Below are 23156 nucleotides of genomic sequence, written 5' to 3' on the forward strand. Positions count from 1 at the left end.
GGTTTCAGCTCCGTCCGCTGCGCTTAACGCCCCTTTAGTCCGGCCTTCGCATTCTTCCTCAATTGAAGATCGACCCGCGCCTCCGTCACAGCCGAGGGAGGCGCCCAACGAGGGACGTGCGATGCCTCCAGCGCCTGCGGCAGCTCCGACCGCCAAGACGCCCCCCGGTGATGCGCGGACGGTGTCCGAGCTCGCCACCGACATGCTGCGCCGGACCACCAGCCTGTTCCTGGCCGGTCCGCGGCCGGCCTCGGCCGAGCAGCTCGATCTCTACGATCAGATGTTCGCCCGGCTGATGCCGCAGGTCGCGACCGAGCTGCTGGCCGAGCTGAGCATGGCGCTCGCCGGCGTCGAGCGCGCGCCTTACGCGACGGCGCGGATGCTCGCCGTTCACCCCGAATTGCGCGTCGCCGGGCCGATGCTGGCCAAGGCGGCGGTGCTGACCGAGCGCGACCTCGCCGAGTTCATCCGCACCGGCAGTCCGGCGCATCTCGTTGCGATCGCCAGCCGCAGGGGCATCGGCGACGGCCTCACGACGCAGCTGATCGCGCGCGGCTTTCCGGCGGTGCGCATGGCGCTGGCGCAGAATCTTTCCGCCCGGCTGTCCGAGGACGGCTATCGCAGCCTGTTCAAGATCGCCGAGCGCGACGAGGATCTCGCCGAGAAGCTGGCGCTGCGCACCGACCTGCCGGCCAAGCTGTCGCGGGCCTTCGTCGCCGCGGCCAGCGAGGGCGCCCGCGCCCGCTTCATCAAGGCCGCGCCGCCGGCGACCCGCGCCACTCTGCAGGCGACGCCGACCCGCTCGCCCGGCGCGGCAATGCGCGCGATCTGGGATTATCAGCAGGTCAAGGCCGAGGTTGCCGCCCTTAGCCGGACCGGCAAGCTCGGCGACTCCGCCGTCAACCGCTTCTGCGCCACCGGCGATTTCCCTGCCGTGATAGCAGCGCTGGCGCTGCTCTGCGTCGTCACCATCGAGACGATCGAATCGCTGCTGGAGGAGGACCGCATCACGGACCTGCTGCTGGCCTGCAAGGCCGCGCGGCTCAGCTGGGCGACGACGTCGATGATCCTGCGCGACCGGCCCGGCTGCGACGCGCTTCCGGCCGATGACCTCGAAGAGGCGCGCAAGCGCTTCGAGAAGCTCGCACTGTCAGAAGCGCAATGGAAGGTGCGCGGGCTCGAATCGCGCTGAGCGAGCGCGAGAGGCGGCGTCAGCCCGGCGGCGTGCTCGGATAGGCCGTGAAGTCGATCTTGAACATCGCCGGATCGAGCTTCTTGGTCGTATCCAGATTGTAGACGGCAATCGTGGTGTCGTAGCCCTGCGGATCGGTCACGGTCCACTGCTTGAGCTGGCCGTCCTTGGCGCCGAGCATCAGCATCAGCCGGCTGGTGCCGATCAGGGCCTGCTTCTCCTCGATCGTGATCGTGACGTAAAGGTCGTCGGCGGCGACCGCGATCACGTTGGTGTCCTTCAACAGGTCGATGCGGTCGGACAGCAGATAACGCAGCGGCGTCTGCGACAGCGGATAGACGTCCTGGGTCGCGAGCTTGCGGTCGCGCACCACCAAGGAAGAGCCGTCGGCGATGATGTCGATCGGCGTCGGCGGCTCGTATTCGAAGCGGACCTTGCCCGGCTTCTGGATGTAGAAATCGCCCTTGGTCTTGCTGCCGTCCGGGCCGACCTGGACGAAGTTCCCGACCAGGGTCTGCAGCGACGACAGATAGGCGCTGACCTTGGCCGCCTGCGCCTTCTGGTTGGCGTCGAACGAGGTGAAGATGCTGGCCGGCACGTTGCGCCGGGGATCGGGAATGACCGGGTTTGGCGGGGCCGTCTGGGTGGTCGAGGGGCTCTGGCCGGCCCGCTGCTGGTCGGAGGCGCTGAGCTGGGAGCCGCTCTTCGGGCCTGATTTCGGAGCCGGCGTGCCCTGCGCGGCGGCGTGACCGGACGCACCGGCGACAGAGCATATCGTCACGGCGCAGGCGACCAGCCAAGCGCCGATCCGGCGCCCGCGCCAAGCTGCGTGATACGAAAACGTGCTGTTCAACAAGGAGCTTTTCAAAACGACGTCCTGAGGTTTTACGCGTTCTATCCCGGTTCGGCCGGGCAGCGTGATCGTAATCGCGTGAAGATCGGGCACTGAAGCGGCGTTTCTGCGGCCATCGGGGCCGTCAGAACCCGCCTTCCTCCTCGGGCACCAGGATCTCGCGCTTGCCGGCGTGGTTGGCCTGGCCGACGATGCCTTCCTGTTCCATCCGCTCCATCAGCGAAGCGGCCTTGTTATAGCCGATCTGCAGCCGGCGTTGAATGTAGCTGGTGGAGGCCTTGCGGTCGCGCTTGACCACGGCGACCGCCTGGGAGAACAGGTCGTCGCCGCCGCCACCGCCGCCCATGCCGGTGGCATCGAACACGGCGCCATCCTCCTCGCTCGGCTCCTCGGCGGTGACCGCCTCGAGATATTCCGGCGAGCCCTGTGCCTTCAGGTGCTTGACGACCTTCTCGACCTCCTCGTCGGAGCAGAACGGGCCGTGCACGCGGCTGATGCGGCCGCCGCCGGCCATGTAGAGCATGTCGCCCTGGCCGAGCAGTTGCTCGGCGCCCATCTCGCCGAGAATGGTGCGGCTGTCGATCTTGGACGTGACCTGGAAGGAGATGCGGGTCGGGAAGTTCGCCTTGATGGTGCCGGTGATGACGTCGACCGACGGGCGCTGCGTCGCCAGGATGACGTGCAGGCCGGCGGCACGCGCCATCTGCGCGAGGCGCTGCACCGTGCCCTCGATGTCCTTGCCGGCGACCATCATCAGGTCGGCCATCTCGTCGACGATGATGACGATGTAGGGCAGGGGATCGAGGTCGAGCTTCTCTTCCTCGTAGATCGCCTTGCCGGTCTCCTTGTCGAATCCGGTATGGACGGTGCGCGTCAGCTCCTCGCCCTTGGCGCGCGCTTCGCCCAGACGGGCGTTGTAGCCGTCGATGTTGCGCACGCCGAGCTTGGCCATCTTCTTGTAGCGTTCCTCCATCTCGCGCACGGCCCATTTCAACGCGACGACGGCCTTCTTCGGATCGGTGACGACAGGCGTGAGGAGATGCGGAATGCCGTCATAGACCGACAGTTCGAGCATCTTGGGGTCGACCATGATCAGCCGGCACTGGTCCGGCCTGAGGCGATAGACCAGGCTCAGGATCATGGTGTTGATGGCGACCGATTTGCCCGAGCCGGTGGTGCCGGCGATCAGCATGTGCGGGGTGCGGGCGAGGTCGATGATGATGGATTCGCCGCCGATGTTCTTGCCGAGGCACAGCGGCAGCTTGGCGACGCTCTCGGTCGCCTCCTTGGCGACGAGCAGCTCGCGCAGGTACACCTTCTCGCGGTGCGCGTTGGGCAGCTCGATGCCGATGGCATTGCGGCCGGGCACGACCGCGACGCGCGCCGACAGCGCGCTCATCGAGCGGGCGATGTCGTCGGCAAGACCGATGACGCGGGACGATTTGATGCCCGGCGCCGGCTCCAGCTCGTACAGCGTGACGACCGGGCCGGGATGCGCCTTGACGATCTCGCCGCGCACCCCGAAGTCCTGCAGCACACCTTCCAGCGCGCGCGAATTGGCCTCCAGCTCGCTCTTCGACAGCGGCTGGCGGTCGGAGGATTTCGGCGCCGCCAGCATCGAGACCGAGGGCAGGTCGTATTTGTCGTTGGCCTTGCGCGCCGGCGTCTTGGCCGCGGGCTTCTTGCGGGCGCGGGGAGCGGGCTCCTCCTCCTCTTCTTCGTCCTCGCCTTCGTCGGCCTCGTCCTGGTCGCCGCCGTCCTCGTCCATCTCGGGCGCGAGCGTCGGCTTGCCGCGACCCAGGCTCGGCTCCTGCCGGCCTGCGGCGGCGGCGCGCGGCTGCGGGCCGGAGGAGACCAGCGCACGATAGGCCGTGCTCAGGAACCAGACGACCTGGGCCTTGGCGCTCATGATGGCGTGGAACACCCAGCCGAGCCGGATCGCCTTGCGGTCGTCGTCGTCCTCGGGGTCGGCCAGCGGCGTGTCGTCGTCCTCATCCGCGAGCAGGCTCGGATCGGCTTCCTTCGCGCCCATGCCGCCGGCCACCAGCAGGCAGCCGATCATCGCAACCAGAAGAAGGGCGCCGAGCACCAGCCGATAGATCACACCGGGCGGACCGAACACCACGGCCGGTGCGCGCACCAGGGCGTCGCCGACCACGCCGCCGAGACCGGTCGGCAGCGGCCAGGCGTGCGAGCGCGGCCAGCAGCTGGCAAAGCCGGCGGCGATGACGGCGCCGAGAATCCAGGCGCCGAAGCGCAGCGCCTCGCGGTCGAACGGCCGGTGCGTCATCATCCGCCAGCCGCGGATCGAAAGCGGCAGGATCGCCATGATCGAGCCGAGACCGAGGATCTGCATCAGCAGATCGGCGCTGATCGCGCCGGGATAGCCGACGATGTTGCGGATGGCGCGCGAGGTGGCGTGGCTCAGGCTGGGGTCCTGCACCGACCACGTCATCAGCGCCGCCGCGGCCACGCCGCACAGCGCGATCAGGCAGAGGCCCGCGAGCTCGCGCAGCCGTCGCACCAGCGCGTCGCGCAGCGACGTCGGCAGGTGGTTGACCAGGGGGATGACTCGTTCGATCGCCGGCATCTGCATCAGCCCCGCGATTATCCCAGGACCTCGACCAGCCGGTGCAACGCCTCACCGGTGGATCCGGCATCCGCCACCAGCGCCAGCCTGATGTAGCCCAGGCCCGGATTGAACCCGTCGGCTTGCGGCCGCGCCAGGTAGCTGCCGGGCACCACGCGCACGCCGGCGTCGCGATACAGCCGCAACGTCACGTCCTCGTCGCCGCCGCGATCAGCCACGTCGAGCCAGACGCAGAAGCCGCCATCGGGACGCTTGTAGCCATAGCGGTTGCCGATGATCTGGTCGGCGAGATCGAACTTGGCGCGGTACAGCCGCCGGTTCTCCTCGACATGCGCCTCGTCGGCATAGGCGGCGACGGCCACGTGCTGCAGCGGCACCGGCACCTGCGGCGCCGCGACGTTGCGCAGCTCGTGAAAGCCCGCGAGGAATCGGCGGTCGCCGGCGGCGAAGCCGATCCGCATGCCCGGCACGTTGGAGCGCTTCGACAACGACTGGAACGCGACCACGTTGGTGTAGTCGGGTCCGGCATGCTCGAGCATGCTGCCGGGCGCCGCCTTCGTGTAGATCTCCGAATAGCATTCGTCGCTGAAGATCAGGAAGCCGTAAGCGTTGGCGAGCTGGACCAGCTTGCGCATGTAGTCCGCTGATGCCACCGAACCTTGCGGGTTGGCCGGCGTCGCGAGGTAGAACGCGATCGTGCGCGCCAGGGTCGCCTCGTCGATCGCATCGAGATCGGGCAGGAAGCCGTTGTCGCGCGTGGTCGGCAGATAGATGGAGTCGCAGCCGGCGGTGCGGGCGCCGACGCCATACACCGGATAGAACGGGTTCGGCATCAGGATCGCGGGCCGTCCGCGGCGCGGGCCGACATGGCGGAGCGCCGCATGGGCGGCGAAGAACAGGCCCTCGCGGCTGCCGTTCAGGACGAGAATCTCGTGCTCGGGATCGATCGCGCGCGGCAGCGCGAATCGCCGCGCCAGCCAGCCGGCGGCCGCCTTGCGGAACGGCTCGATGCCCTTGGCGGCCGGGTAGCGGCCGAACTCGGCGATGTGCTGGGCCAATACAGGCCCGACGAAGTCCGGCACCGGATGCTGCGGCTCGCCAACGGCGAGTGTGATCATCGGCTTGCCCGGCTTGTAAGGGGCGAGCAGCTCGTTCAGCCGCGCAAACGGCGAGCGTTCGCTCTCCGAATGGCTGGCGCCAGCGGGCGCGGGGGATGAAGCGGTCATTGCCATACGTAAAACGCGCGCCAAACCAGTGGAAGCCGCCGATCGCCCATGAACCGGTGCCTGTCTGGTCACCATAGGTGGGGCGAGGTTAAGACGCGATTAACCATCGGCGCTGCCGCCCGTTTTGATCGGTTTTCCCGCCCCGATCCAGAGGCAATTTCGCAACAGCGGCGGACATTGTGGTGATTCGGGTGGGGCGGCGGGAACCGTGGGAGGGCAAGGCGGCGGCCGGCACACCGCCGCGCAGCGCATTCGCGCTCAGACCGTGGGCATGGCGCTGCCGCGACCTCGGATGGAGCCGCGGCACGACCGCCTCCGCCCATCCTACGGGCCATCGGCTCGCGCGCGAGGGAAAACGGGCGGCCCGGTGCGCCGGAATATAAATGGGAATCTACGCGCACCGGGCCTTGGCCGAACTACTTGGGGGCTTAGTTCGGATGACGATCAATTAGCACCCTCGTTTTTCCCTCGTATTGCCAATTTCCGAAGATTTGTAGAATTTGATTTCGGAAGCCACCGAATGCGGCGCGGCCGGGCCGATTGCTTAACGGAGATGTCCGTCTCAGCCGTGGCTTTCCGGTCGCAGCGCGGGCGACGCACTTATTAGCTGCTCATGCCCTCTGCCGCTCGGTTGGCCCGAGAATCTTGTCTGACCGGAAACACTCAGTCACATCCAGCATCATCAGACATTTCACGAAACGAGATCGGCGCATCGCGACCATCTTTGACGGGCATCAGCGATTCCGGTGGCGTGCCGACGAACGTCTGCGCGCCGAGGACTCTGACTTTCGAAAGAGCGTCGATGATGCGTCTGAGACTGCCGGGCGTGCTTGCCCTGATGCTGCTGGCCATGCCCGTTTCCTCGCTGCCCCGCATGGCTGCGGCGGCACCCGCCGTCGCCAGCGCGATCACCGTCGAGGGTAACAGGCGCGTCGAATCCGACACCATCCGCTCCTACTTCAAGCCGGGTCCCGCCGGCACGCTCGATGCCGGCCAGGTCGACGACGGCCTCAAGGCCCTGGTCCAGACCGGCCTGTTCGCCGACGTGAAGATCGACCGGCAGGGCGGCCGGCTGATCGTGCGCGTGGTCGAGAATCCCGTGATCGGCCGCGTCGCCTTCGAGGGCAACAAGAAGGTCAAGGACGAGCAGCTCTCGGCGGAAGTGCAATCGAAGCCGCGCGGCACGCTGTCCCGTCCGATGGTGCAGTCGGACGCGCAGCGCATCGCCGAGATCTACCGCCGCTCCGGCCGCTACGACGTCCGCGTCACGCCCGAGATCATCGAGCAGCCCAACAACCGCGTCGACCTCGTCTTCACCATCGAAGAGGGCGTCAAGACGGGCGTGAAGTCGATCAGCTTCGTCGGCAACAACGCCTATTCCGCCGCGCGCCTGCGCGACGTCATCAAGACGCACGCAACGAACTGGCTCAGCTTCCTCGGCAACAACGACGTCTACGACCCCGACCGCGTCGAGGCCGATCGCGACCTGATCCGCCGCTTCTATCTGAAGAACGGCTATGCGGACGTTCAGGTCGTCGCGGCGCTCAGCGAATATGACCCCGACCAGAAGGGCTTCCTGGTCACGTTCCAGATCGAGGAGGGCCAGCAATACCGCGTCAGCTCGGTGCAGTTCCAGTCGAGCGTCGCGGCGCTCGACGCCAACACGCTGCGCGGCTATTCGCGCGTCAATGTCGGCGCGCTCTACAACGTCGAGCAGCTCGAGAAGTCGGTCGAGGAGATGCAGATCGAGGCCTCGCGTCGCGGCTTTGCCTTCGCCGTCGTGCGTCCGCGCGGCGACCGCAATCTGGAAGCGCATACGGTCGCGATCGTGTTCCAGGTCGACGAGGGTCCGCGCACCTATATCGAGCGCATCACCATCCGCGGCAACACCCGCACCCGCGAGTACGTGATCCGGCGCGAGTTCGATCTGTCCGAGGGCGACGCCTACAACCGCGCGCTGGTCGACCGCGCCGAGCGCCGGCTGAAGAATCTCGACTTCTTCAAGGACGTGAAGATCGCGGCCGAGCCGGGCTCGTCGAGCGACCGCGTCATCCTCGTGGTCAATCTGGAGGAGAAGTCGACCGGCGACCTCTCCGTTTCCGGCGGCTATTCGACCACCGATGGCGCGCTGGGTGAGGTCTCGGTTTCGGAACGCAACTTCCTCGGCCGCGGTCTGTACGCCAAGGCGTCCGTGAGCTACGGCCAATACAGCAGGGGCGTCTCGCTGTCCTTCGTCGAGCCCTATCTGCTCGACAACCGGATCGCGCTCGGCCTGGATGTCTACTACAAGCAGCAGCTGGCGAACAGCTATACGAGCTATGGTGTGACGACGATCGGCTTCAGCCCGCGGCTTGGCTTCCAGTTGCGCGAAGACCTCTCGCTCCAGTTGCGCTACTCGCTGTATCGCCAGGAGATATCGCTGCCGTCCTACTACAAGAACTGCAACAACAACGCCGCCAACAGCCTGCTCGCCTTCAACCCGACCCCGGCCTACATCAAGAGCGTGCTCGGCGGCGTCGATCCGACCAATTCGACCAGCTCGGGCTACTATGGCTGGGGCTGCTACGGCGATGGCGAGTCGAGCCTGCCGGTCCGCAAGGAGCTGAGCGACGGCGCCGCGCTGACCTCTGCGCTCGGCTACACGCTCAGCTACAACACGCTCGACAACAACAAGAACCCGACCGATGGTCTGCTGATCGACTGGAAGCAGGATTTCGCCGGCGTCGGCGGCAATGTCAGCTACCTCAAGTCGGCGGTGGATGCGAAATATTACTCGCCGCTGGTGGCCGACATCGTCGGCATCATCCATCTGCAGGGCGGCATGCTGAACAAGATCGGCGACAAGGATCTGCGGATGCTCGATCACTTCCAGATGGGACCGAGCCTGGTGCGCGGCTTCGCCTCGAACGGAATCGGGGCGCGCGACATCACCTATCGCAGCCTCGGTGCCACCGGCGATGCGCTCGGCGGCACCAAATATTGGGGCGCCTCGGCCGAGCTGCAGATGCCGTTCTGGTTCCTGCCGAAGGAAGTGGGCTTGAAGGGCGCCGTCTATGCCGATGCCGGTTCGCTGTGGGGCTATCAGGGGCCGACCTCCTGGGCGGCGACCGGCGAGGTCAACACCGCGACCTGCAAATGCGGCCTGCTGTACGATGACAGCAAGGTGGTGCGCTCCTCCGTCGGCGTCGGCCTGATCTGGGCCTCGCCCTTCGGCCCGCTGCGCTTCGACTACGCGGTGCCGCTGTCCAAGGGCAAATACGACACCGTCCAGGAGTTCAGGTTCGGCGGCGGCACGTCGTTCTGAGGCGCACAGCGACCGCGCTCTCCCAGAGGTGCGTGACGCTCACCACGCGGGCGGTGCGCGCTCCCCTCCCCCTTGCGGGGAGGGGTCGGGGGTGGGGTCCACGAATCATGCTCGACATGAGGGTCAAAGCCCATGCCCTGATATCGGCGATAGCGACGCTTGCTGTTCGCCCGGCATTCACGCCACTGAAGTCAGCGCCCGCGGACCCCCACCCCCAACCCCTCCCCGCAAGGGGGAGGGGAGCCGACCGTCTGCGCGGCGCACAGTGCGGTCCACATGATCTCTGATCAGCTTGATCTCTCATGAGAGAGATCGCATCAGAGATGATCGCGTCGATCGAATGATGTTGTTCGCATCCCTCCCATGCGCAAATTGCCCGTCGAGCTACTTTGTCGCGCACCGCCGACGTTGCACCGTCGGGCAAATCACCTGCACATTTCCGCACGTCCCTGCTGCCGCATGAGGGGCGCTTCGCGACCGTCACGAACCGTTGGCAGTGGGATGCGATGGGCGTGTGTCGCCGCAGCGTGGATCAGTCTGCGCGGACGAACGGTGATGCACGCACGGTCAAGTCGCGCGGTCCTGACATCCCGATGCTGATGTCAACTCACGTTGAGGCTTTGCTTCGCGTGGGGATGGTGGCCAGACAGCCCGGCGCACCAGGGAGAACGCGAAGCAGCCGTTAAAACCGTTGCGCGGGGAAGGCCGGGCGTTCTCGGCCAGACCTGTGGTACCTGCCGCCTGCATTTTCTTTCGCAGGCGGGCCACGGGCGCGGCCAGCGCCCGGCCTTCCCTGCGCCCTCTGTTTGAGGGGCGACCAAATTCAGCACAGCTCGGGCGCGGATGCGTCGCGGGGTGAACACACACGTATTCAACTCTGTCTCGAAGGCAACGCTGCCAACGCCAACCTCCGCCGTCGTCCCTGCGAACGCAGGGACCCATAACCACAGGGTTCAGTTGTTTTGCACGGGACTCGCCGCCTGCCTCCTACAACAATCACGCGGTATGGGTCCCTGCGTTCGCAGGGACGACACCGGTAGCTGGGCATCACCTCGATCTTCATGACCCGCGCCGACACGATTGCCGCAACCGATATCCAGCCCCGCTCAATCCCGGTTCCCCGGCGTCTGGATAAATCCCCGATTCCACGTCGGACTGATCAGGATCTCGTTGACGCACACCCGCGGCGGCATGTTCGCCACAAAGGCGATGGTGCGGCCGAGGTCTTCCGGCTGCAGCATCCGCGCCCGCTCCTCGGCGCTCGGCACCACCGGGCGCTGCTGCAGGATCGGCGTGGCGACCTCGCCGGGCATCAGGCAGCAGGCGCGCAGGCCGTTGACGCATTCCTCCATGTTGAACGAGTGCGTCAGCGCCAGCACCGCGTGCTTGGTCGAGGTGTAGGCCGGTCCCGGCATCTTCGAGACATGACGGCCGGCCCAGGACGAGACGTTGATGATGGTGCCGTCCTGCTGCGCCCGCATCGCCGGCAGCACCGCCTTCATGCAGTAGAGCACACCGTTGAGGTTGATCTCGACCAGCTGGTTCCAGCCCTCGATCGTCAGGTCGTCCCAGCGCCGCTTCGGCACGTTGACGCCGGCCGAGTTGACCAGCAGATCGATGCGGCCATGCCGCGCCAGGATGGCATCGGCCGCGGCCTGCACGTCGGCGGCTTTGGCAACGTCGAGCTCAACGGCCTCGGCCGTGCCGCCCGCCGCGGCAATCTTGGCCACTACGGCCTGGAGCGCGGCCGTGCGCCGGCCCGAGACGATCACCGTCCAGCCGTCGGCCGCGAGCGCCAGTGCGCCGGCCTCGCCGATTCCGGTGCCGCCGCCGGTGATCCACGCGATCCGTTTTCCCTTGACCATATCCCAGCGTCTCCCGTTGCCTTCGAAAGGGCGTTTTTGCTAGAGCAGCCTCGATCAGAGATGGCGACCGTGGTGATGGCGATGTCACCGGTCTTGTTCGCTGTCCCGGCCCTTTTCGTCTTCGTCGAGCATGATGTTCCGCCGGCTGGCACTGCCGGCCTGCCCATGCTCCCAGGGGAATGTTGCATGAACCAAGCCGCCAACGCCAATCTGTTCTCCCGCCTGTTCGATGGCCTCGACGATCCCAGCCGCCTGGCGATCGAGACCCATGACGGTCAGCGCATCACCTACGGCGACCTGATCGCGCGGGCAGGGCAGATGGCGAATGTGCTGGCGGCTCGCGGCGTCAAGCCGGGCGACCGGGTTGCGGCGCAGACCGAGAAGTCGGTGTCCGGCCTCGTGCTCTATCTCGCCACGGTGCGTGCAGGCGGCGTCTATCTGCCGCTCAACACCGCCTATACGCTCAACGAGCTCGACTATTTCATCGGCGACGCCGAGCCGACCGTCGTCGTCTGCGATCCGGCCAAGGCCGAGGGCATCGGCGCGCTGGCGGCCAAGGTCGGCGCCAAGGTGGAAACGCTCGATGCGTCGGGCAGGGGCTCGCTGACCGAGGCGGCCGACAAGGCCGACAAGGCGTTCACCACCGTGCCACGTGGCGCCGATGATCTCGCCGCCATTCTCTATACGTCCGGCACCACCGGCCGCTCCAAGGGCGCGATGCTGTCTCACGACAATCTCGCCTCGAACTCGCTGACCCTGATCGACTACTGGCGCTTCACCAAGGACGACGTGCTGATCCACGCGCTGCCGATCTATCACACCCATGGTCTGTTCGTGGCCAGCAACGTCACGCTGTTTGCGCGGGCGTCGATGATCTTTCTGCCCAAGCTCGATCCGGATCTGATCATCGACCTGATGGCGCGCGCCACCGTGCTGATGGGTGTGCCGACGTTCTACACTCGGCTGTTGCAGAACCCGCGGCTGTCGAAGGAGACGACCAGCCACATGCGGCTGTTCATTTCCGGCTCGGCGCCGCTGCTCGCCGATACCCATCGCGAATGGTTCGCGCGGACCGGCCATGCCGTCCTCGAGCGCTACGGCATGACCGAGACCAACATGAACACGTCGAATCCTTACGAGGGCGAGCGCGTGCCCGGCGCGGTCGGCTTCCCGCTGCCCGGAGTCTCGGTGCGCGTCACCGATCCCGAGACGGCCAAGGAGCTCGCGCGCGACGAGATCGGCATGATCGAGGTGAAGGGCCCGAACGTGTTCAAGGGCTATTGGCGGATGCCTGAGAAGACCAAGTCGGAATTCCGCGACGATGGCTTCTTCATCACCGGCGATCTCGGCAAGATCGACAAGCAGGGCTACGTCCACATCGTCGGCCGCGGCAAGGACCTCGTGATCTCCGGCGGCTTCAACGTCTATCCGAAGGAGATCGAGAGCGAGATCGACGCGATGCCGGGCGTGGTCGAGTCCGCCGTTATCGGTGTGCCGCATCCCGATTTCGGCGAAGGTGTCACGGCGGTCGTGGTGCGCCATCCGGGGGCCGATGTCAGCGAGGCCGGCGTGCTCAAGGGTCTCGACGGCCGACTGGCGAAATTCAAGATGCCCAAGCGCGTGTTCGTGGTCGACGAGCTGCCGCGCAATGCGATGAGCAAGGTGCAGAAGAACGTGCTGCGTGATCAGTACAAGGACATCTATACGAAGTGACGGCGGCCTAGCGCCGTCGTCCGATCGCGAGGCCGGCGAGCGCGGCCAGCGGCGGCGCGGCGCAGATCAGCACGAATTCGAGCACGGCGAGCGAGGCAATCTCATGCTGGATGGCCAGCGCGAGACAGGCGGCGAACAGGCCGGCGGCGGTGAAGCCGAGCACGCAGGTCAGGGGCTCCTCGACGGGCTCGTGCGACGACACCTTGCGCGCCGGCAGTGCCGCCGGGCGTTCAGTGGTTGTCGGTCGGACCGTCGGCAGCGGCATCGAGGCTTCCTGCACCGCGTCTGTTGCACCTCGCCTGAGACTAGGCTGCTTCGCCGGGCGGCGACATGCGGCAAAATCGACCGGCGGAGGGGCCCCGTGTGGGCGAGGAACGCGGGAGATCGAGGGAGATTTGCTGCAGCGCAGGCGGTCGCAACGCAGGTTGTTGCTCCGCGAATCGCTCCGGGCAGGTTTGCAGAATCATCAGATGGCGCTGACGCTTGCCGCGAAACCGGCTTGGTCAGGACCGTAGCTAAGCGGTGAATCAATGCTCGACAGTCGGCGCCATTTGACAGTCTCGCGGCGTCGGTCATGGCCTTGGTGAGGACTTAGGAATGAATAATAGTTCGCCGCATCCGGTCACGATCGGTTTCTGGTATACCACGGCGGCCATTGATCCTTTTGCGATCGGTCGCCTAGGACTGAATCGCTGTTCGCATTTGGGCGATTTGTTCGTTGCAACGCCTGTTCCTTCTCCGTAAATAAAGCCCGCCTTGCCGATCCACACGGCCGCAAGCCCCCCGCGTTCACGGCCCACAAGAAATCATCAAAGCAACCAATGACAGCCAGGATCGAACGACCGCTTTCGCCGCATCTGCAAACCTACCGCTGGACGCTGACGATGATTCTCTCGATCGTCCATCGCGCCACCGGGGTTGCATTATATTTCGGGACGCTGCTGCTGGCCTGGTGGTTGATCGCCGCCGCGTCCGGTCCCAGCGCCTACTCCTACGTCCAGGGCTTCATGGGCAGCTTCCTCGGCCGCCTGATCGTGTTCGGCTACACCTGGGCGTTGCTGCACCACCTGCTGTCCGGCATCCGCCACTTCGTCTGGGACCTCGGCTACGGCTTCAAGGCCAATGAGCGCGAGGCGCTCACCTGGGGCGCCCTGATCGGCGGCATCACCTTGACCGTCCTGGTGTGGATCGTGGCTTACGCAGTGGGAGGCGGCCGATGAGCAACGCACACGCGAAATCGATGCGCACCCCGCTCGGCCGGGTCCGCAACCTCGGCGCAGCGCATTCCGGCACCGGCGACTTCTGGCGCCAGCGGCTCACCGCCGTCGCCATGACCCTGCTGATCGTGCCGGTCGTCGTGGTCGTGATCATGCTGCTCGGCCGCAACCAGGCCGGCGCGGCGCAGATCCTCGGCTCGATTCCGATTGCGGTGATCATGCTGCTGTTCGTGATCGCGAGCTGCTGGCACATGAAGATCGGCATGCAGGTCGTGATCGAGGACTACGTGCACAGCGAGCCGCTCAAGCTCGTCGCGATCATGGCCAACAACTTCTTCGCGGTGACCGTGGCGCTCGCCTCGATCTACGCCCTCATCAAACTGTCCACTGGAGTCTAGCCTATGGCCGGCGGAGCAAATGGCAGCGCGAATGGCGCGCCCGCGACGAACGGAAAAGCCTATCCGATCGAGGACCACACCTATGACGTCGTCGTGGTCGGCGCCGGTGGCGCGGGCCTGCGCGCCGTCGTCGGCTGCAGCGAGGCGGGCCTGCGCACCGCCTGCATCACCAAGGTGTTCCCGACCCGCTCGCATACGGTGGCGGCGCAGGGCGGCATCTCGGCCTCGCTCGGCAACATGCACCAGGACGACTGGCGCTGGCACATGTACGACACCGTCAAGGGGTCGGATTGGCTCGGCGACCAGGACGCGATCGAATACATGGTGCGCAACGCGCCCGACGCCGTCTACGAGCTCGAGCATTGGGGCGTGCCGTTCTCGCGCACCGAGGACGGCAAGATCTACCAGCGGCCGTTCGGCGGCATGACCCTGGACTACGGCAAGGGACAGGCGCAGCGCACCTGCGCCGCCGCCGACCGCACCGGCCACGCGATGCTGCACACGATGTACGGCCAGTCGCTGCGCCACGCCGCGGAGTTCTTCATCGAATTCTTCGCCATCGACCTGATCATGGACGACCAGGGGGTCTGCCGTGGCGTCATCGCGCTGAAGCTCGACGACGGCACCTTGCACCGCTTCCGTGCCCAGACCACGATTCTGGCCACCGGCGGTTACGGCCGCGCCTACGCCTCCTGCACCTCGGCGCATACCTGCACCGGCGACGGCGGCGGCATGGCGCTGCGCGCCGGCCTGCCGCTGCAGGACATGGAGTTCGTGCAGTTCCACCCGACCGGCATCTATGGCTCCGGCTGTCTGGTGACCGAAGGCGCGCGCGGCGAGGGCGGCTATCTCGTCAACGCCGAGGGCGAGCGCTTCATGGAGCGCTATGCGCCGTCCGCCAAGGACCTCGCCTCGCGCGACGTCGTCTCCCGCGCGATGACCATCGAGATCCGCGAAGGCCGCGGCGTCGGCCGGAAGAAGGACCACATCTTCCTGCATCTCGACCATCTCGATCCGAAGGTGCTGGCCGAGCGTCTGCCCGGCATCTCCGAATCGGCCAAGATCTTCGCCAATGTCGACGTGACGCGCGAGCCGATCCCGATCGTGCCGACCGTGCACTACAACATGGGCGGCATCCCGACCAACTATCACGCCGAGGTGCTGACCAAGAGGGACGGCGACGACAACGCCATCGTGCCCGGCCTGATGGCGGTGGGCGAGGCGGCCTGCGTGTCCGTGCACGGCGCCAACCGGCTCGGCTCGAACTCGCTGATCGACCTCGTGGTGTTCGGCCGCGCGGCGGCGCTGCGGCTGGCCGAGAAGCTGACGCCGAACGGCAAGCAGCCGGACCTGCCGAAGGACTCCGCCGACAAGGCGCTGAGCCGGCTCGATCACTATCGCTACGCCTCCGGCGGCACGCCGACCGCGAAGCTGCGCGAGAGCATGCAGAACGTGATGCAGACCAACTGTGCCGTGTTCCGCACCGGCGAGGTGCTGCAGGAAGGCCATAACCTGATCCACAAGGTCTATGGCGGCATCGGCGACATCGCGGTGTCCGACCGATCGCTGGTGTGGAATTCCGACCTGATCGAGACGCTCGAATTCGACAATCTGATCGCGCAGGCGGTCGTGACGATGGACTCGGCCGTCAATCGCACCGAGAGCCGCGGCGCCCATGCGCGCGAGGATTTCCCGGATCGCGACGACAAGGACTGGATGAAGCACACGCTGGCGTGGATCGACAGCAAGGACGGCAAAACCACGATCGATTACCGCCCGGTGCACAACTACACCATGACCAACGACGTGCAGTACATCCCGCCGAAGGCGCGCGTGTACTGATCGCGTGTGACCTGAGCCCGTCCGTCAAACCCAAAAAGGCCTTCCGAAATGGCTGAGTTCGCACTTCCGAAGAATTCTCAGATCACCGGCGGCAAGACCTGGCCCAAGCCGGCCGGCGCCACCGAGGTCCGCGAGTTCAAGGTCTATCGCTGGAATCCGGACGACGGCAAGAATCCGAGCGTCGATACCTTCTACGTCGACGTCAACGATTGCGGCCCGATGGTGCTGGACGGGCTGATCTGGATCAAGAACCACATCGATCCGTCGCTCACCTTCCGCCGCTCCTGCCGCGAGGGCGTGTGCGGCTCCTGCGCGATGAATATCGACGGCCAGAACACGCTGGCCTGCACCAAGTCGATGCACGACGTGAAGGACGGCGCGGTCAAGATCAATCCGCTGCCGCATCAGCCTGTCGTGAAGGACCTGGTGCCGGACCTCACCAATTTCTACGCGCAATACGCCTCGATCGAGCCGTGGCTGAAGACGACCTCGCCGACGCCGCAGAAGGAATGGCGGCAGAGCCACGAGGATCGCGAGAAGCTCGACGGCCTTTACGAGTGCATCCTGTGCGCCTGCTGCTCGACCTCGTGCCCGAGCTACTGGTGGAACAGCGAGCGCTATCTCGGACCCGCCGCTCTGCTGCAGGCGACGCGCTGGGTCAAGGACAGCCGGGACGAAGCCACCGGCGAGCGGCTCGACAATCTCGAGGACCCGTTCCGGCTGTACCGCTGCCACACCATCATGAACTGCGCCAAGGCCTGCCCGAAGGGGCTCAACCCCGCCGAGGCGATCGCGGAGCTCAAGTTCAAGCTGGTCGAGCGGCAGATCTAGCCTGACGGGCGGCTTTCGATCTCACCTTCCGCGCCCGATACCGGTGCAAGTTTCGGGCGCGGCTAGTTTGTAGCTGCCGTCGATTGCGTTAAGCTCGTGGCCCTTTGAAGCCGGAGCGACCGTGCAGACCGCACAACGCAAATCGATGACGATGCTGCGCTGGATGATGGTCGCGTCCCTCGCGCTTCCCGTCGCGCTGTTCGTGATCACGGCCTACGTATCCCACGGCACGACGTATGAGGAGGCCGATCGCGAGATCCGCCGCTCGCTCGAAATCGTCCACGAGCACGCGCTGAAGGTGTTTGAGACGATCGAGCGCAGCCTCTCGGAGATCGACGAGGTCGTCCGCGACCTGTCGGATGCCGACATCAAGGCGCGCGAGCAGGTGCTGCATGCCCGGTTGCGACAATTGTCGGACGCGCTGCCGCAGATGAAGTCCGCCTGGGTGTTCGACGCCAGTGGCCGGCCGCTGGTCAACAGCATGATCTATCCGGCGCCGGACATGACGTTCCTCGACCGCGACTACTTCAGCGCCCACGTCAAGGACAGCATCGGCACCTTCATCGGCGCGCAGTTGACGCCGCGGCCGCCCTATCAAGGCGCGCCGTTCTTCAGCATCAGCCGCCGCCGCCAGAGCGACGACGGCAGCTTCACCGGTATCATCCAGGCCTCGGTGCTTCCGGACTATTTCGAGCACTTCTATGCCCGGATCGGCCGGGCGCCCGGCAGCTACTTCGCGCTGCGCCGCTTCGATGGTCTCGTTCTGGCGCGCTTCCCGGCTGGCGGGCGAAGCGCGGCTGCGGGGCCCAGCGACATCGCCGCCCGGGCCGCAGATACCGAGCAGCTCGTCACCGAGATCTCGCCGGTCGATGGCGTCGAGCGTCTCGTCGGGTATCAGCGGCTCGGCGGCTATCCCGTCTACGTCTCGGCAGGGCTTGCGACGTCGACCATCCGCAACCGCTGGCTCGGCACGATCGGCCGGCATCTCATCTTCGGCATCCCGGCAACCGCGCTGCTCATCGTCTTCCTGGCCCTTGCCCAGCGGCGGACCGAGCGCCTGCATGTCGAGGCCGCCCGCCGCCTCGAGGCCGAGGATGCGCTCAAGCACGGTCAGCGCATGGAGGCGCTCGGACAATTGACCGGCGGCGTCGCGCACGACTTCAACAATCTGCTGACCGTGATCCGGGCCTCAGCCGACCTGTTGCGCCGGCCGAATCTGGCTGATGAACGGCGGCAGCGCTATATCGACGCGATCTCGGATACGGTGGCGCGCGCATCGAAGCTCACGTCGCAGCTCCTCGCGTTCGCCCGTCGCCAGACGCTGAAGCCGGAGGTCTTCGACATCTGCCGCAGCGTCGTCACCCTGCGCGACATGACCAAGACCCTGGTCGGGTCACGCGTCGAGGTCGCGGTCTCCGTTCCCGACGAGCCGTGCTACGTCAATTGCGACGCTGGCCAGTTCGAGACGGCACTGATCAACCTGGCCGTCAATGCCCGCGATGCGATGGCCGGCCAGGGACGTCTTAGCATCACCGTCGCCCCTGCAGCGGCGCTGCCGACGCCGGCGGCGCCGCACGACCGTCCGCCGCTGGGCTATGTCGCCATCACCGTCCAGGACACCGGCGTCGGCATCCCGTCGGAGCATTTCGGACGCATCTTCGAGCCGTTCTTCACGACCAAGACCATCGGCCAGGGCACCGGCCTCGGTCTCTCGCAGGTCTTCGGCTTCGCGAAGCAGTCCGGCGGCGAAATTGGGGTCATGAGCCAGCCGGGCCGCGGCGCGACGTTCACGCTCTATCTGCCGCGCGTCGCTCCAGCCCAGGTGCAGCGCGGCGAGGACGGCAGCCATGCGGAGCCGATCGACGGTCGAGGCATGTCGGTGCTGGTGGTCGAGGACAACATCGACGTCGGCAGGTCGGCGACCGAAGCGCTGGCCGAGCTCGGCTATCGGACCACGCTGGTCGACAACGCCAGAGACGCGCTGGAGGAGCTGATCAGCGGCACCAGCCGGTTCGACGTCGTCTTCACCGATGTCGTGATGCCCGGCATGACTGGGCTGGAACTTGCCGAGGAAATCAGGCGGCTCGAGCTCAACGTGCCGGTCGTGCTCGCGAGTGGCTACAGCCACGTGCTGGCGCAGCAGGGCACGCATGGCTTCGAGCTGCTGCGCAAACCCTATTCGATCGAGGAATTGTCGCGCGTGCTGAACAAGGTCGTTCCGGTGCCGCTGTATCGTGCCCCACCAATGGCGCCGAACACGCAGGTGCCCTGAATCCGGCGCGCATTGCGCGGGAACCAAGCCGGGAACCTTCTGTTCGCACTGCTGTTATCGCGCGATGGGACAGGTTCAGGACACCGCGCGGCCGCCGGCACAGGCGCCCGAGAAGGCGCCGATCATCGAGATCGCGGCCGAGAATGGCGGCCAGGTTGAGCCGCCGCCGCCCGAACTGGTGGAGCCTGATCCGGAGCTGTCGCCCGAAGAGGCAGAGCAGCTGCGCAAGCGCTATCTGCTGACGCGGTTCTGGATCAGCGCCCGCGGTTATTGGGGTCAGAGCGGCGACCGTCTGGCGTGGGCATTCACGATCGGGCTGCTGTTCCTGATCGTTGCGACTGTCGGATTTCAGTACGGCATCAACGTCTGGAATCGGTCGATCTTCGATGCGATCGAGAAACGCGATTCGGCGACGGTCTTTCATCTCACCGCGATCTTCTTCCCGCTCGCGATCGGCAGCGTCATACTCGGGGTCGCCCAGGTCTATGCGCGCATGTCGATCCAGCGGCGCTGGCGCGCCTGGCTGACCAACAGCGTCGTCACCCGCTGGCTGGCCAGCGGGCGCTACTATCAGCTCAATCTCGTCAGCGGCGACCACAAGAATCCGGAATACCGGATCGCCGAGGACCTGCGCATCGCGACCGATTCGCCGGTCGACTTCATCGCCGGCGTGACCTCGGCGCTGCTGTCGGCTGCGACCTTCATCGTCGTGCTCTGGACCATCGGCGGCGCGCTGACGCTGCATCTCGGCGCCACTGAGATCACCATTCCCGGTTTTCTGGTCATTGCCGCGATCGCCTACGCCGCCATCGCCTCGGGCTCGATCATGACGATCGGCCGCCGCTTCGTGCAGGTCTCCGAGGACAAGAACCAGGCCGAGGCCGATTTCCGCTACACCCTGACCCGCGTCCGCGAAAACGGCGAGAGCATCGCCCTGCTCGGCGGCGAGACCGAAGAGCGCGCCGGCATCGACCGGACGTTCGGTAACGTGCTGCAGCAATGGGCGCGGCTCGCCGGCCAGCACATGCGCACCACCCTGGTGTCGCAGGGCTCCAGCCTCATCGCCCCTGTCGTGCCACTGCTGCTGTGCGCGCCGAAATTCCTCGACGGCAGCATGACGCTCGGGCAGGTGATGCAGGCGGCGAGCGCGTTCACGATCGTGCAGACCGCGTTCGGCTGGCTGGTCGACAACTATCCGCGGCTCGCGGATTGGAATGCCTGTGCCCGCCGCATCGCCTCGCTGATGATGTCGCTCGATGCGCTGGAACGTGCCGAGAGAGGCGACGGCATCGGCCGCATCAAGCGCGGCGAGACCACCGGCGACGCGATGCTCAGTCTGAATGATCTGCAGGTGACGCTCGACGACGGCACCGCCGTGGTCGGCGAGACCGAGGTCGTGGTCGATCCCGGCGAGCGCCTGCTCGTCGCGGGCGAATCCGGCACCGGCAAGAGCACGCTCGTGCGCGCCATCGCCGGGCTGTGGCCGTGGGGCGGCGGCAGCATCAACTTCCACCCCGACCGCAAGCTGTTCATGCTGCCGCAGCGACCCTACGTGCCATCGGGCACCCTGCGCCGGGCCGTCGCCTATCCCGGGGCTGCCGAGGATTGGAGCGTGGCGCAGGTCGGCGAAGCCCTGCACAAGGTCGGTCTCGACCATCTCAAGGACAAGATCGAGGAGGACGCGCCCTGGGATCAGACGCTCTCCGGCGGCGAGAAGCAGCGTCTCGCCTTCGCGCGCCTGCTGCTCCACAGCCCCGACATCGTCGTGCTCGATGAAGCCACCTCCGCGCTCGACGAGAAGAGCCAGGACAAGATGATGGAGATGGTGACGAGCGAGCTGCCGAAGGCGACCATCGTCAGCGTGGCGCATCGGGCGGAGCTCGAGGCCTTCCACAGCCGCAAGATCGTGCTCGAACGGCGCAAGGGCGGCGCCAAGCTCGTCAGCGACATCGATCTCATTCCGCGCAAGGGGAAGCGCCGCCTCATCGGCCGCTTCCTGCGTCAGCGCAAGGCGGCCTGAACGGCTCGGGCGTTGCCTCAGCGCGGTCCTGGAGACGACACAATGCGGCCACGCCGCCTGCATTGGAGATCGCGGCGAAACCAGCTATCACACGTCGCCCTCAGCCCAGGACGCGACCTTGACGCCCGACAACGATCCTTCTCCGCCCCCCTTTGGTGCCTTCGCTCCGAATGCCGCCCAGGCGCTGGTGATCCGCATGGCGCACGGCTCCGGGCTGAAGCGCGGCGCGTTCCGGCCGATGTTGACGCGTGTCGTCAACATGCTCGGAGCAGGCCCCGTCGACGTCGGCTATCAGGGCGCCAATTTCCGTTTCTACCATCAGGTCAGTGCGACCGAGCGCGGTGCACTGTTCAATCCCGACTACAATCGCGAGGAGCTGGATTTCCTGCGCAGCCACGTTCCGCCGGGCGGCGTGGTGGTGGATGTCGGCGCCAATGTCGGAACGTTCGCCTTGCCGCTTGCCCGTCACGTCGGGCCTGATGGCCTCGTGATCGCAGTGGAGCCGCATCCGGTCACGCATGCGCGGCTGAGCTTCAACCGTGCTGCGTCCGCGCTGCCCCAGGTCAGGCTGCTCGCGGTGGCAGCGGGTGAGAGCGATGGCGAGGTGATGATCGAGACCGATGGGGACAATCTCGGCGCCAGTCACATCGTGACCGGCGAGGCCGGAGCGGAAGCGTTCAAGGTGCCGTCGTTGCGGCTGCAGACCATTCTCGCACAGGCCGGAGCGACCAGGGTTGATGCGCTGAAGATCGACGTGGAAGGTTTTGAGGACCGCGTGCTGACCGGCTTCTTCCGTGACGCGCCTGCCGCGTTATGGCCGCGTGCCGTCGTCATCGAACACCTGTCGCGCGACGAATGGCAGAACGATTGTCTCGCCGACATGCTCGGTCGCGGTTACCGTGAGAGCGGCCGCACGCGCAGCAATACGCTGCTGCTGCGCGGCTGAATGGCGTTCGCTTTCCCCGGGCGCGTCCGGAACATCGGCGCCCCACGCGGCGTTGTCGCCCCTGACATTGAGGGAGCCGACCATGAGCAATGACGACGCGCGCGACCAGGACCGCGTTTGGGACCTGATGAAGAAGATCGGCTTTGCGATGCTGGTCACCCGCGACGGTGACAGGCTGCGGGCACGGCCGATGAGCGCGTATCTCGCGCGCGGCGAGAACATGATCTATTTTCTCACTGACGCGCGGCATCACAAGGACGAGGAGATCGCGCGATCGCCGCAGGTCAATCTGTCGTTCGCGGACGCCGGCAACCAGAAGTACGTGTCGCTCACGGGTACGGCGGCCATTTCCAACGATCGCGGCAAGATCCGGGAGCTGTTCTCGACGCCGGCCAAGGCCTGGTGGGACAGCGCCGAGGATCCGAACATCCGCCTCTTGAAGATCACGCCCGACGACGCCGAATTCTGGGATTCGCCCGGCACGGTCGTGAGCTACGTCAAGATGGCGGCGGCCGCGGTGACAGGCACGCGTCCCGACCTCGGCGACAATCGAAAGGTCGCGATGTGATGCCGATCGAACCGCCAGAGATTCCGCCGGCGACGCCGGGCCGCCCGGTCGAACCGCCGCCGGAGGATCCCGTCGGCAATCCGCAGCCCGACATTCCGCCGCCGGTCTACGAACCCGATGCGCCGGCGCCGCCGCGCGAGCTGCCAGGGCAGACGCCGGACGAAATCCCCGGCCGGGGGCCGCTCGGTCCCACCACACCGAATCCGGCCACGGATTGACCGCGATTGGACGGTCATGATGATCGCCCGCCAGGGGCTTGGTCGCGGGCCTGTCCCGCAGCCCTGCGGCTGCGCCAAGCCCTTGAAAATCAAGGCTGAAT

Annotated in this window: 18 protein-coding genes; 12 read left to right on the forward strand and 6 right to left on the reverse strand. The window is 66.4% G+C overall.

What is annotated here, in order from left to right:
* The first annotated feature begins 121 nt into the window (after positions 1-121).
* Positions 122-1192, forward strand: coding sequence for a DUF2336 domain-containing protein (locus QX048_RS13860; RefSeq protein WP_316200450.1), 1071 nt, complete (start codon positions 122-124; stop codon positions 1190-1192).
* A 19-nt stretch (positions 1193-1211) separates the two neighbouring features.
* Here QX048_RS13860 and QX048_RS13865 read toward each other — a convergent pair whose 3' ends face one another.
* The 4 genes from QX048_RS13865 to QX048_RS13880 form a co-directional block, all read right to left on the reverse strand.
* Positions 1212-1973, reverse strand: coding sequence for an outer membrane lipoprotein carrier protein LolA (locus tag QX048_RS13865; RefSeq protein ID WP_315716778.1), 762 nt, complete (start codon positions 1971-1973; stop codon positions 1212-1214).
* A 196-nt stretch (positions 1974-2169) separates the two neighbouring features.
* Positions 2170-4641, reverse strand: a complete 2472-nt coding sequence (locus QX048_RS13870; protein ID WP_315716777.1) for a DNA translocase FtsK — start codon at positions 4639-4641, stop codon at positions 2170-2172.
* A gap of 11 nt (positions 4642-4652) precedes the next feature.
* On the reverse strand, positions 4653-5867 hold the full coding sequence (locus QX048_RS13875) for an aminotransferase class I/II-fold pyridoxal phosphate-dependent enzyme (RefSeq protein ID WP_315825702.1): 1215 nt from the start codon (positions 5865-5867) through the stop codon (positions 4653-4655).
* A gap of 657 nt (positions 5868-6524) precedes the next feature.
* Positions 6525-6713, reverse strand: coding sequence for a hypothetical protein (locus tag QX048_RS13880; RefSeq protein ID WP_315716967.1), 189 nt, complete (start codon positions 6711-6713; stop codon positions 6525-6527).
* Between QX048_RS13880 and bamA the strand changes: the two genes are divergently transcribed.
* Entirely contained in the window at positions 6664-9165 is a 2502-nt protein-coding gene (bamA, locus tag QX048_RS13885; RefSeq protein ID WP_315716775.1) for an outer membrane protein assembly factor BamA, read from the forward strand. The genes QX048_RS13880 and bamA overlap by 50 nt on opposite strands.
* A gap of 1106 nt (positions 9166-10271) precedes the next feature.
* On the opposite strand, the gene QX048_RS13890 is transcribed toward bamA, so the two are convergent.
* Complete coding sequence (locus QX048_RS13890; protein ID WP_315716774.1) at positions 10272-11030, reverse strand: SDR family oxidoreductase; 759 nt, start codon at positions 11028-11030, stop codon at positions 10272-10274.
* A 186-nt stretch (positions 11031-11216) separates the two neighbouring features.
* Between QX048_RS13890 and QX048_RS13895 the strand changes: the two genes are divergently transcribed.
* A complete protein-coding gene (locus QX048_RS13895; RefSeq protein ID WP_315716773.1) occupies positions 11217-12743 on the forward strand; it encodes a malonyl-CoA synthase in 1527 nt (508 codons plus the stop codon).
* Positions 12744-12750: 7 nt separating this feature from the next.
* Here the strand turns inward: QX048_RS13895 and QX048_RS13900 are convergent, their stop codons facing one another.
* A complete protein-coding gene (locus QX048_RS13900) occupies positions 12751-13008 on the reverse strand; it encodes a hypothetical protein (protein ID WP_315758639.1) in 258 nt (85 codons plus the stop codon).
* Positions 13009-13564: 556 nt separating this feature from the next.
* Here QX048_RS13900 and sdhC point away from each other — a divergent pair.
* The 9 genes from sdhC (at position 13565) to QX048_RS13945 (ending at position 23055) form a co-directional block, all read left to right on the forward strand.
* The gene (gene sdhC, locus QX048_RS13905) at positions 13565-13963 is read left to right on the forward strand and encodes a succinate dehydrogenase, cytochrome b556 subunit (protein ID WP_315716771.1); all 399 of its coding nucleotides are present in this window, start codon (positions 13565-13567) and stop codon (positions 13961-13963) included.
* 20 nt (positions 13964-13983) lie between these two features.
* A complete protein-coding gene (gene sdhD / locus QX048_RS13910; protein ID WP_315716954.1) occupies positions 13984-14358 on the forward strand; it encodes a succinate dehydrogenase, hydrophobic membrane anchor protein in 375 nt (124 codons plus the stop codon).
* A gap of 3 nt (positions 14359-14361) precedes the next feature.
* On the forward strand, positions 14362-16200 hold the full coding sequence (sdhA, locus tag QX048_RS13915) for a succinate dehydrogenase flavoprotein subunit (protein ID WP_315716770.1): 1839 nt from the start codon (positions 14362-14364) through the stop codon (positions 16198-16200).
* Positions 16201-16248: 48 nt separating this feature from the next.
* Positions 16249-17031 carry a succinate dehydrogenase iron-sulfur subunit gene (locus tag QX048_RS13920; protein WP_315716769.1) on the forward strand — a complete coding sequence of 261 codons (783 nt, stop codon included), beginning with the start codon at positions 16249-16251 and terminating at the stop codon, positions 17029-17031.
* A 121-nt stretch (positions 17032-17152) separates the two neighbouring features.
* Positions 17153-19303, forward strand: coding sequence for an ATP-binding protein (locus tag QX048_RS13925; protein WP_316200449.1), 2151 nt, complete (start codon positions 17153-17155; stop codon positions 19301-19303).
* Between the two features lie 64 nt (positions 19304-19367).
* Positions 19368-21323 (forward strand): ABC transporter ATP-binding protein/permease, encoded by a 1956-nt coding sequence (locus QX048_RS13930; RefSeq protein WP_315716766.1) that lies wholly within the window; start codon positions 19368-19370, stop codon positions 21321-21323.
* A gap of 118 nt (positions 21324-21441) precedes the next feature.
* A complete protein-coding gene (locus tag QX048_RS13935; protein WP_315750535.1) occupies positions 21442-22269 on the forward strand; it encodes an FkbM family methyltransferase in 828 nt (275 codons plus the stop codon).
* Positions 22270-22351: 82 nt separating this feature from the next.
* The gene (locus tag QX048_RS13940; RefSeq protein ID WP_315825706.1) at positions 22352-22837 is read left to right on the forward strand and encodes a pyridoxamine 5'-phosphate oxidase family protein; all 486 of its coding nucleotides are present in this window, start codon (positions 22352-22354) and stop codon (positions 22835-22837) included.
* The gene (locus QX048_RS13945) at positions 22837-23055 is read left to right on the forward strand and encodes a hypothetical protein (protein ID WP_315758646.1); all 219 of its coding nucleotides are present in this window, start codon (positions 22837-22839) and stop codon (positions 23053-23055) included. The genes QX048_RS13940 and QX048_RS13945 overlap by 1 nt, the downstream gene beginning before the upstream one ends.
* The last annotated feature ends 101 nt before the right edge of the window (positions 23056-23156 follow it).

The organism is Bradyrhizobium sp. SZCCHNS30572 (assembly GCF_032484415.1).
Classification (GTDB): Bacteria; Pseudomonadota; Alphaproteobacteria; order Rhizobiales; family Xanthobacteraceae; genus Bradyrhizobium.

What these genes read in the sequence shown, in the direction of transcription:
- QX048_RS13890 (WP_315716774.1), bottom strand. Translation starts at nt 11,030, where the DNA reads ATGGTCAAGGGAAAACGGATCGCGTGGATCACCGGCGGCGGCACCGGA.
- QX048_RS13900 (WP_315758639.1), bottom strand. Translation starts at nt 13,008, where the DNA reads ATGCCGCTGCCGACGGTCCGACCGACAACCACTGAACGCCCGGCGGCA.
- QX048_RS13870 (WP_315716777.1), bottom strand. Translation starts at nt 4,641, where the DNA reads ATGCAGATGCCGGCGATCGAACGAGTCATCCCCCTGGTCAACCACCTG.
- QX048_RS13945 (WP_315758646.1), top strand. Translation starts at nt 22,837, where the DNA reads ATGCCGATCGAACCGCCAGAGATTCCGCCGGCGACGCCGGGCCGCCCG.
- bamA (WP_315716775.1), top strand. Translation starts at nt 6,664, where the DNA reads ATGATGCGTCTGAGACTGCCGGGCGTGCTTGCCCTGATGCTGCTGGCC.
- QX048_RS13940 (WP_315825706.1), top strand. Translation starts at nt 22,352, where the DNA reads ATGAGCAATGACGACGCGCGCGACCAGGACCGCGTTTGGGACCTGATG.
- QX048_RS13880 (WP_315716967.1), bottom strand. Translation starts at nt 6,713, where the DNA reads ATGGCCAGCAGCATCAGGGCAAGCACGCCCGGCAGTCTCAGACGCATC.
- sdhA (WP_315716770.1), top strand. Translation starts at nt 14,362, where the DNA reads ATGGCCGGCGGAGCAAATGGCAGCGCGAATGGCGCGCCCGCGACGAAC.
- QX048_RS13895 (WP_315716773.1), top strand. Translation starts at nt 11,217, where the DNA reads ATGAACCAAGCCGCCAACGCCAATCTGTTCTCCCGCCTGTTCGATGGC.
- QX048_RS13920 (WP_315716769.1), top strand. Translation starts at nt 16,249, where the DNA reads ATGGCTGAGTTCGCACTTCCGAAGAATTCTCAGATCACCGGCGGCAAG.
- QX048_RS13875 (WP_315825702.1), bottom strand. Translation starts at nt 5,867, where the DNA reads ATGGCAATGACCGCTTCATCCCCCGCGCCCGCTGGCGCCAGCCATTCG.
- QX048_RS13860 (WP_316200450.1), top strand. Translation starts at nt 122, where the DNA reads ATGCCTCCAGCGCCTGCGGCAGCTCCGACCGCCAAGACGCCCCCCGGT.
- sdhC (WP_315716771.1), top strand. Translation starts at nt 13,565, where the DNA reads ATGACAGCCAGGATCGAACGACCGCTTTCGCCGCATCTGCAAACCTAC.
- sdhD (WP_315716954.1), top strand. Translation starts at nt 13,984, where the DNA reads ATGCGCACCCCGCTCGGCCGGGTCCGCAACCTCGGCGCAGCGCATTCC.
- QX048_RS13930 (WP_315716766.1), top strand. Translation starts at nt 19,368, where the DNA reads ATGGGACAGGTTCAGGACACCGCGCGGCCGCCGGCACAGGCGCCCGAG.